Here is a 9,129-nt window from a genome sequence, read left to right as displayed (position 1 = left end):
CTCTACTGGCAAGCCTGGGCAGACTTTCTGCACAGCCTGCCCGCCGCCTCGCCCAACCCGGCATCGCCTCCCTGAAAAAAAAACGGCCTGGGCGGATAACTCCGACCAGGCCAAAAGCAGTCACGGCAAATTTTCGTCCGGTTCCGAAAAACCGGGTCCCTCCTTCACGTCGTCTAAATTCAAACGTCGGCTCGCACCGGCGCTGAAACAGTTGCGTCCGGCGTAAACAATACTCTTTTCCCAAAATTCTGACCATCAGGAAAAACCTGATTTTTGCCGGAAAAAACCTGAAAATGCGTCAGGAAAAGGAGGAGAAGGGTTGCGGGAGGGCCGGAGTCGACGACCTCAGAGGGTCGTCAGCCCTTCGCGGATGGCGATGCGGGTCAGATCGGAGATGGTTTCGGCGCCGAGTTTCTGCATGAGATTCTGGCGGTGGGATTCGACGGTTTTCTGGCTGAGACTGATGATCTTGGCGATTTCGCGGGCGTTTTTCCCTTCCGCGAGAAGCTGCAGGATTTCCCGTTCACGAGTGGAGAGCCGATCGAGGGGAGAGGTTTCTTCCTGGCTACCCTCCTCGACGAGCAGGGCGTCAAGCACCTTGTCGATGATGTGGGAACTCAGGTACATGCGTCCGGCGGCTACCGCCTCGATGGCTTGGATCAACTCGCCGATGGCCGCTTCCTTGACCATGTAGCCGCGCGCCCCGGCCTTGATGGCGGATACGATGGTCTTGCGATCCTTGTGGCTGGAGAGCACCAGCACCTTGGCGTCGGGATTCTCCGCCAGGATTTGCTGGGTGGCGTCGATACCGTTGAGCAGGGGCATGGACAAATCCATGACCACCACGTCGGGGTTGAGCTCCCGCGCGAGCTTGACGGTGGCGCGCCCGTCGCTCGCGGTGGCGATGATGCGGATGCACTCATGGGGCTCGAACAGGGCCTTGACGCAGTCGTGAAACACCTGGTGATCGTCGGCGAAGAGAACCTTGATGTCCATGTCTGCCTCCAAGGGCTTGAGGGTGTCGGCCTTCACTCGGGAAGCATGACGAAACCCATCTGCCGGCCGGTGTGGCCATGGTCGCGGCGATGGGAAAAGAGCAGTTCGCGATGGCAGCAGGTACACTCGGCGGCCGCCTCGATATGGGGGGGAAGCAAACCGGCGCGCTCCAACTCCAGCTGAGAGCTCTTGCGCAGATCGAGCCGCCACTTGCCCAGGGCCTTCTCCTCGGCGATGGCATCCCAGTCGTGATTGTTGCCCCGAAAGGCCTCGCGCACCGGCCGGTCGACCTCGTACTTGTGGGCGCCGATGCCGGGGCCGATGGCGGCGCGCAGCTGTTCCGGACGGCTGCCGAACAGGGTGCCCAGGGAGCGCACCGCCTTGGTCAGGATGCCCGCCGCGGCGCCGCGCCAGCCGACGTGGATCGTCGCGACGGCCTTGGCGAAGGGATCGAACAGCAGCACGGGGTAGCAGTCGGCCACCAGCACGCCGATCAGAATGCCGGGCTGGTTGGTGATGATCCCGTCGCACTCCACCTGGAGAAAGTGGGACAGGTCGGGATTGGGCTCGTCGAGCACCAGCAGATCGGTGCCGTGCACCTGGCGCGCGGTGAGCAGCAGATGGGGCGGCACCTCGAAGCTGCGCGCCAGGGTCGAGCGGTTGGCCTCGACGTTGTGCAGGGGATCCTCGGTGTTGAAGCCGAGATTGAGGGAATTGAAGGGCGCGCGGCTGACTCCGCCGTTGCGGGTGGTGAAGCCCGCCACCACCTTGGCGTCCAGGGTCCACGCGGGTTGCAGGTAACTGAGCTTGCCTTGACGGGCCAGTTTCATAAAGAACGAGTGTCTCCGGAGAGGATTTTATGGGTGCAAGATTAAAGGTTGTCGCGGGGAAGGTCAACCCTGGCTTTCAGCACCCTGGTTTTCAATCAGGTACTTGCCGTCGAGAAAGGAGAGAACCGCCTGAAAATCGGCGGGCGGCGGCGCCTGGCATTCAACCGTTTCGCCCGTTGCCGGATGGACGAAACCGAGCAGTTGCGCATGCAGGGCCTGGCGGCCGAGCTTCTGCACCAAGCGCCGCAGTTCGACATCGCCGAGGGCGTTGGTACGCCCGCTGCTGCCGTAGACCGCATCGCCCACCAGGGGCAGGTTGAGATCGGAGAAATGCACGCGAATCTGGTGGGTGCGGCCGGTTTCCAGGGTCAGTTCGAGCAGCGTCAGGCGGTCGCGGTCGTAGCGCTTGAGCACCCGCCAGCGCGTCACGGCGCGGCGCCCGCGCGGAGCGCGACTACTCATTTTCTTGCGCTCCACGGCATGGCGGCCGATGGGGCGGTCGATCACGCCCTCGTCGTTCTGCACCAGGCCGTGCACCAGCGCCAGATATTGGCGGCGGATGGAATGCACCTTGAACTGCTGGGCGAGATGCTGATGGGCGGCGTCGTTCTTGGTCGCCACCATCACCCCGGAGGTCTCCTTGTCGAGGCGATGCACGATGCCCGGGCGCAACTCGCCGCCGATACCGGCCAGATCGCCGCAGTGGTGCAGCAGGGCGTTGACCAGGGTGCCCTCGGCATGCCCTGCGGCGGGATGCACCACCAGCCCGGCGGGTTTGTTGACGACGATGAGATGGGCGTCCTCGTAGAGCACGTCCAGGGGAATGTCCTGGGCCTGGGGTTCGGCGGGCGCGGGATCGGGCACCTCGACCCGCAAGCTCTCGCCGCCCTTGAGTTTTTCTCCGGCCTTGGTGGCGCGGCCGTCGACGAGAACCCGGCCCTCCTCGATCAGTTTTTTCACCTGGGAACGCGAGAGCTCAGGAAGCTGGTCGGCAAGAAACTGGTCGAGGCGCTGGGCGGCGCTCGGCGCGGGGAAGGTCAGGATATGGGTGATCGGCATTTACCAGATGGCGCTTTCAATTTTTCCCGCCTGCTTGACCATCACGTCGACAATGGCGCGGTCGTAGAGATGATCGCGATGGGTCAGGTCGGGCGAGACTCGGGTGTGGAAATGTTCGCGCCCCTCTTCGAGTTCCTCGGCGAGAACATCGAACAGATTGTCGTTGCGGATGCCGGACGCCACCTTGTCCTGATTATACAGGGCGATGTCCGAGACGATGGCGCGTGCCAGGCGAAAGGCAAGATCGGGATTGTCAACAAGTCTGGGCATATTGCCTCCCCGCGTCGCGCGGTTCCTGAGTCCTCCGCGCGGCAGATAGTGATCGAACAGCCCAAATCTTAACGAAAAGCTTCATTTGTGTCAATTAATTTACCACGTCCCAGGAGTTCAACCCTGGGCCTCACGCAGAAATTGCAGCAGGTTTCGGTGGTCGCCGCGAAAGTCGTACCGATAGCCGCCGCCGAGGCGATCGACCAGCCAGGTATCGACCAGCCAGGTGGGGATGCCGACCTGGCCGGCGGCCAGATCGTGTTCCGTATCGTTGCCCACCATCAGGCACTGCTCCGGCGCGAGATCGAAAGTCTCGAGGATATCGCGGAAGTAGCCGGGATGGGGCTTGCAGAAGCGGGTATTCTCATAGCTGGTGACCAGATGGTAGGGGTAGGCATCCAGCCCGCCCCAGCGCAGCCGCGCCTCGACCAGCTCGCGGGGGAAGACGGGATTGGTGGCGATGACCACCGTCCAGCCCCGCGCGAAGCACAGTTCCAGAATGTCCGGGGCCAATCCCAGGGGTTCGATGAGGGGTTGGAGCCCGCGCATGCCGTCTTGAACGTAAGCACCCAGGCGCTCTTCAAACTGATCCGGCGCAATGCCCAGATGCCGCTCCAGGGCACGCAGGAACAGGGTCTGGTTGGTCTCGGCGGCGCTGTCGTCGTGCAGCAGGGCAAAGGTCGCCTTGATCACCGTGTCGACAAAGCGGGAACGCGGCGCGAAATCGGTGAAATGCCGCGCCAGACCCTGGACATAGGCGGGGATGAAGCTGTTCATCTCGACATGCAGCAGGGTGCCGTCGAGATCGAAGAGCACGGCGCGCAGGCCGGACGGAGATACTGGGGCTTGTGCCGTCATGGGAAGGATCCATTCCTCGCGGTTTGCAACACACAAAGCCCCATCCTAGCAGAGGAACGCCCCCGGAGGAAACGGCCAAGGCACAAAAATACGCGGCGCCCTGACTCATGAGACAATTTTCTTGACGGATATCCGGGGGCACAGTACAAAAAAATTCCAGCTCCGGCGCCGAGGACAAGACCCCATGGACAATATTCGCGATGAAGTCAAGGAACTGCGGATCGGCTTCAAGGTTCGCCGGCTGCGCCAGGAAAAACGCCTGACCCTGCAGGCCCTTTCCGATGCCACCGGCCTCTCCAAGCCGCTCATCTCCCAGATCGAAAACGATCAGGTCATCCCGCCCCTGGCCACCCTGCTGCGCATCTCCAAGGCCCTCAAGGTCGGCCTGCACAGTTTTTTCGAGGAAGAGGGCGACACCGACAAATGCATCCTGGTGCGCGCCGACCAGCGCCGCCGCCTGCAGCGGCGCCACCTGCCCGACCATCCCGCGCCGCCCTACACCTATCATTCCCTCGCCTACGGCCTCAAACACAAGCACATGGAGCCCTTTCTCGTCGAATTCGAGGAGGGCCAGTGGCATGACGAGCTGTTCGTGCGCCACGAGGGCGAGGAATTTCTCTTTCTCCTCAGCGGCGAATTGGAGCTGCACTATGGCGAGCAGGTGCTGGTCATGAAGCCCGGCGACTCGGTCTACTACGACTCCTCCGAACCCCACGGTTACGTGGCCCGCTCGCCGGGGCGCACCCAGGCGGTGGCGGTGCTCTATTCCAAGGAATGAGCATCGAGGTGAGGTTGACAAGGCATCGGCCTCGTCTATAGTTTTTAATTCCTGGGACACAGCGGATTTTTCGGACTTTTGCGACAAGGAGGACAAAGACCATGGCGAAAAAGATTGGTGTCGTTCTGGCCGGCTGCGGCGTCTATGACGGCTCCGAGATCCACGAGGCGGTCATCACCCTGCTGGCCATCGACCGCGCCGGCGCCGAGGCTGTGTGCATGGCGCCCAATGTCGAGCAGCTGCATGTCGTCAACCATCTCAGCGGCGAGGTCGCCGGCGGCGAGAAGCGCAACGTCCTGGTCGAGGCGGCGCGCATCGCCCGCGGCAAGATCCGCGACCTGGCGACGGTCAAGGCGTCCGAGATCGACGCCCTGATCCTGCCCGGCGGCTTCGGCGCGGCCAAGAACCTATGCAATTTCGCCGTCAAGGGCGCCGAGTGCGACGTCAATCCCGATGTGGCGCGCCTGGTGCGCGAGGTGGTGCAGGCGAAAAAGCCCCTTGCCGCGGTGTGCATCGCCCCGGCCCTGGTGGCGCGGGTGCTCGGCAACGACAAGCTCGCCCACAAGCTGACCATCGGCACCGATCCGGGCACCGCCCAGGCCCTGGAAACCATGGGCGCCCAGCACGTCGCCTGCCCGGTGAGCGAATTCGTCGTCGACGAAAAGAACAAGATCGTCTCCACCCCGGCTTACATGCTCGCCGGACGCATCAGCGAGGCTGCCGAGGGCATCGAGAAGACCGTACGGGTGCTGCTGGAAATGGCCTGAGCGCCACGCGCCTCCAGCTTATGGACAAAAGGCGAGCGCCGCGGCGTTCGCCTTTTGTTTACGCCCCTTGCCAGCCTCGGCAAATCGTCTAGAATTGAGAAACGTTTTTTGCCCCGCTCATCCCCAATCCCTATTCTTCAGGAGGACCTGCACCCATGGACAAGTACCGCTGCATCATCTGCGACTACATCTACGACCCCGCCGAAGGCGATCCAGGCAGCGGCATCGCGCCGGGCACCGCCTTTGCCGACCTGCCCGACGACTGGGTCTGCCCGCTGTGCGGCGCCGACAAGAGCAACTTCGAGAAGATCTGAACGGGAGAGACGCCCATGGCCCGAACACCTGTCGTCGACCAGCAGGCGTGCATCAGCTGCAACCTGTGCGTCGACTTGGTTCCCGAAGTCTTTCGCCTGAATGCCGACGGCGTGGCCGAGGTGCATAACGCCACCGGGGCGCCCGAGGACAAGATCCAGGATGCCATCGACAACTGTCCGGTCAACTGCATTGCCTGGGAAGACTGACCGGCCGCCGGGACGCCCGATGTCTCGTTCCACCTTTGAAATCCTGCGGGCCGGCCGGCTCGCCTACGCGGCCGGCCTCGCCTTGCAGGAGCAACTGATCGCGCGGCGCCTGGACGGCGGACCCGACATCCTGGTGCTGCTGGAGCATGAACCGACCATCACCCTGGGGCGCGGCGCCGACGACCGGCATGTGCTGCACGGCGAGGACGAGTTGGCGCGGCACGGCATCGAACTGCACCGCGTGAGTCGCGGCGGCGACGTGACCTGGCACGGACCGGGACAGCTGGTCGCCTATCCCATCGTCCATCTCGACGCCCTGGGGCGCGACCTGCACCTCTACCTGCGCCGCCTTGAAGAAACGATCATCCGCACCCTGGCCCGCTTCGGCGTCGCCGGTGAGCGCCTGAGCGGCAAGACCGGGGTCTGGGTCAAGGGGCGCAAGATCGCCTCCATCGGCGTCGGCGTGCGCCGCTGGGTCGCCTGGCATGGCCTTTCCCTCAACGTCGCGCCGGATCTCGCCGGATTCTCCGCTATCGTCCCCTGCGGGATCAACGGCGTGGCCCTCACCTCCCTGAGCGCGGAATGCGGCCGCGCCCTGGCGCCGGGCGATGTCGAGGACGCCCTGATCGCAAGTTTTGCCGCCACCTTTGCCCTGGAGAATGCCGGCGCCCATGAGCTTGCCCCAGCGATCTAAACCCGACTGGCTCAAGGTGCGCCTGCCCCAGGGGCCGGGCTGGGCGCGCATCGACCGCTATCACCGCGAGCAGGGATTGCATTCGGTGTGCCGCAGCGCCGCCTGCCCCAATCAGGGCGAGTGCTGGAGCCGCGGCACCGCCACCTTCCTGATTCTCGGCAACCTCTGCACCCGCGCCTGCGCCTTCTGCAACGTCCAAACCGGCACGCCCCGGCCTCCCGATACCGACGAACCACGCCGCGTCGCCCTGGCCATCGCTGAACTGGGCCTGCGCCACGCGGTGGTGACCAGCGTCACCCGCGACGATCTGCCCGACGGCGGCGCCGCCCAGTTCGCGCGCCTGGTCGAGGACATCCGCGCCCAGGCCCCGAACTGCCGCATCGAACTGCTGATTCCCGACCTCGCCGGCAACCACGCCGCCCTGGAATTGATCCTCGCCGCCGCGCCCGACGTGCTCGGCCACAATCTCGAAACGGTGCCGCGCCTCTATCCCCAGGCCCGCCAGGGCGCCGACTACCGACGCTCCCTCGACCTGCTCTCCGCCGCTTACCGCCAGGCGCCGGACATTCCGACCAAATCGGGGCTGATGCTCGGGCTGGGCGAAAGCCGCGCGGACATCCTCGCCGTGCTCGCCGACCTGCGCCGCGTCGGCTGCGCCCGGCTCACCCTCGGCCAGTACCTGGCGCCGAGCCGCGCCCATCATCCTGTAATCCGCTACCTGCACCCCGATGAATTCCAGCAGTTGCGCCAGGACGCCCTCGCCCTCGGCTTCGCCCATGTCGAGGCCGGCCCCCTGGTGCGCTCGTCCTATCACGCCGAACACCAGTTCGAGGAGGCCGCCGATGCCCGCAACCTGCAAAAGTCCCCTTGAAACCCTGATTCTCGGCTCCGGCCCGGCGGGCCTCACCGCCGCCATCTACAGCGCCCGCGCCCGCTGCTGCCCCCTGGTCATCCACGGCCGCCAGCCCGGCGGCCAGCTCACCACCACCACCGTCATCGAGAATTATCCCGGCTTTGTCGAAGGCATCGACGGCGGCGAACTGATGGCGCGCATGCAGCAGCAGGCCGAGCGCTTCGGCACCCAGTTTCTCGAAGGCGAGGTGAGTCGCGTCGAGTTGACCAAGACGCCCTTTCGCATCTGGCTGGATGAGGAGTGCTACCAGACCAAGACCCTGATCATCTCCACCGGCGCCTCGCCCAAGATGCTCGGCCTGCCCAACGAATGGGAGCTCTACGGGCGCGGCGTCTCGGTGTGCGCCACCTGCGACGGCTTCTTCTTCAAGGAAAAGGACATTGTCGTGGTGGGCGGCGGCGACACCGCCATGGAAGAGGCCTCCTTCCTCGCCCGCTTTGCCCGGCGCGTCACCGTGGTGCACCGCCGCGACGAGCTGCGCGCCTCGCCGCCCCTGCAGAAGCGCGCCATGGACAATAAAAAGATCGGCTTTCGCTGGAACTCCCAGGTGGTGGCCATTCACGGCGACCAGCAGCGCGGCGTCCACGGCGTGCGCCTGCGCGACGTGCACAGCGGCGCGGAGGAGGATTTCTCCTGCGACGGCCTGTTCATCGCCATTGGCCACACGCCCAACACCGAGCTGTTCAAGGGCCAGTTGCACATGGACCAGGACGGCTACCTCCTCACCAAAAACGGCTGCGAGACCAACATCCCCGGCGTGTTCGCCGCAGGTGACGTGCAGGACCCCAACTTCCGCCAGGCCATCACCGCCGCCGGCTCGGGCTGCATGGCGGCCATGCTCGCCGAGCGCTACCTGGACACTCTGGGGGAGGATTGAACGACAAGGAATGCGGAACGCGGAACGAGGGACGCGAACGGCGCATCTAATTGATTTTGTGAAGACCAAAAACATTCTCATTTCAGGGAGGCTCTCCATGAGCAGCAAAGGCACCATCGGCATTCTTACCGGCGGCGGCGATGTGCCCGGCCTCAATCCGGCCATCCGCGCCATCACCATCCGCGCCCTGCGCGAAGGCTACCGGGTGCTCGGCATCCGCCGCGGCTGGGCGGGGCTGGTCGAACTGATCCCCGAGCGCGACGCCGACAACAGCGAGAACGTCCAAGTCCTGACCAAGGATCTGGTCAACCGCGCCGGGCGCACCGGCGGCACCTTCCTGCACACCTCGCGCACCCGGCCCAGTCATCTGCCCAAATCCAACCTGCCGCCGCACCTGCGCGACAAATACACCGCCGAAATCAACGACGTCACCCCCGATGTGCTGCGCAACATCGAATTTCTCGGCCTCGACTTTCTCATCCCCATCGGCGGCGACGACACCCTGAGCTACGCCCAGCGCCTGCACGAGGAAGGCGTCAAGGTGGTGGCCATCCCCAAGACCATGG

The 9,129-nt window shown here is 64.6% G+C and carries 14 protein-coding genes; 9 read left to right on the top strand and 5 right to left on the bottom strand.

The window, feature by feature from the left end:
- Window positions 1-226, top strand: a 226-nt coding sequence (locus QAT43_RS12385; RefSeq protein WP_305043393.1) for a hypothetical protein, incomplete at its 5' end; no start/stop codon positions are given.
- 119 nt (window positions 227-345) lie between these two features.
- On the opposite strand, the gene QAT43_RS12380 is transcribed toward QAT43_RS12385, so the two are convergent.
- From QAT43_RS12380 to QAT43_RS12360, 5 genes are all read right to left on the bottom strand, one after another.
- Window positions 346-996, bottom strand: a complete 651-nt coding sequence (locus tag QAT43_RS12380) for a response regulator (protein ID WP_305043392.1) — start codon at window positions 994-996, stop codon at window positions 346-348.
- Window positions 997-1,028: 32 nt separating this feature from the next.
- On the bottom strand, window positions 1,029-1,826 hold the full coding sequence (pgeF, locus tag QAT43_RS12375; RefSeq protein ID WP_305043391.1) for a peptidoglycan editing factor PgeF: 798 nt from the start codon (window positions 1,824-1,826) through the stop codon (window positions 1,029-1,031).
- 63 nt (window positions 1,827-1,889) lie between these two features.
- On the bottom strand, window positions 1,890-2,885 hold the full coding sequence (locus QAT43_RS12370; RefSeq protein ID WP_305043390.1) for an RluA family pseudouridine synthase: 996 nt from the start codon (window positions 2,883-2,885) through the stop codon (window positions 1,890-1,892).
- Window positions 2,886-3,155 (bottom strand): hypothetical protein, encoded by a 270-nt coding sequence (locus QAT43_RS12365; RefSeq protein ID WP_305043389.1) that lies wholly within the window; start codon window positions 3,153-3,155, stop codon window positions 2,886-2,888. It lies immediately after the preceding gene.
- A gap of 117 nt (window positions 3,156-3,272) precedes the next feature.
- Window positions 3,273-4,013 carry an HAD family hydrolase gene (locus QAT43_RS12360; protein ID WP_305043388.1) on the bottom strand — a complete coding sequence of 247 codons (741 nt, stop codon included), beginning with the start codon at window positions 4,011-4,013 and terminating at the stop codon, window positions 3,273-3,275.
- A 184-nt stretch (window positions 4,014-4,197) separates the two neighbouring features.
- On the opposite strand from QAT43_RS12360, the gene QAT43_RS12355 reads away from it, so the two are divergent.
- From QAT43_RS12355 to QAT43_RS12320, 8 genes are all read left to right on the top strand, one after another.
- Window positions 4,198-4,791: a helix-turn-helix domain-containing protein gene (locus QAT43_RS12355; protein ID WP_305043387.1), complete on the top strand. Its 594-nt coding sequence runs from the start codon at window positions 4,198-4,200 to the stop codon at window positions 4,789-4,791.
- Between the two features lie 101 nt (window positions 4,792-4,892).
- The gene (elbB, locus tag QAT43_RS12350; protein WP_305043386.1) at window positions 4,893-5,558 is read left to right on the top strand and encodes an isoprenoid biosynthesis glyoxalase ElbB; all 666 of its coding nucleotides are present in this window, start codon (window positions 4,893-4,895) and stop codon (window positions 5,556-5,558) included.
- A 155-nt stretch (window positions 5,559-5,713) separates the two neighbouring features.
- Window positions 5,714-5,872 carry a rubredoxin gene (rd, locus tag QAT43_RS12345; protein WP_305043385.1) on the top strand — a complete coding sequence of 53 codons (159 nt, stop codon included), beginning with the start codon at window positions 5,714-5,716 and terminating at the stop codon, window positions 5,870-5,872.
- A 15-nt stretch (window positions 5,873-5,887) separates the two neighbouring features.
- Window positions 5,888-6,079 (top strand): ferredoxin, encoded by a 192-nt coding sequence (locus tag QAT43_RS12340; protein WP_305043384.1) that lies wholly within the window; start codon window positions 5,888-5,890, stop codon window positions 6,077-6,079.
- A 19-nt stretch (window positions 6,080-6,098) separates the two neighbouring features.
- On the top strand, window positions 6,099-6,773 hold the full coding sequence (lipB, locus tag QAT43_RS12335) for a lipoyl(octanoyl) transferase LipB (RefSeq protein ID WP_305043383.1): 675 nt from the start codon (window positions 6,099-6,101) through the stop codon (window positions 6,771-6,773).
- Window positions 6,751-7,644 carry a lipoyl synthase gene (gene lipA, locus QAT43_RS12330; protein ID WP_305043382.1) on the top strand — a complete coding sequence of 298 codons (894 nt, stop codon included), beginning with the start codon at window positions 6,751-6,753 and terminating at the stop codon, window positions 7,642-7,644. Before lipB ends, lipA begins: the two co-directional genes overlap by 23 nt.
- Window positions 7,616-8,563, top strand: coding sequence for a thioredoxin-disulfide reductase (gene trxB, locus QAT43_RS12325; RefSeq protein ID WP_305043381.1), 948 nt, complete (start codon window positions 7,616-7,618; stop codon window positions 8,561-8,563). Before lipA ends, trxB begins: the two co-directional genes overlap by 29 nt.
- Window positions 8,564-8,660: 97 nt before the next feature.
- Window positions 8,661-9,129: 6-phosphofructokinase (locus QAT43_RS12320; protein WP_305043380.1), on the top strand; the 469-nt coding region annotated here is incomplete at its 3' end.

The organism is Geoalkalibacter sp. (assembly GCF_030604225.1).
GTDB lineage: Bacteria > Desulfobacterota > Desulfuromonadia > Desulfuromonadales > Geoalkalibacteraceae > Geoalkalibacter.
This window is presented reverse-complemented; position numbering and strand designations above follow the sequence as displayed.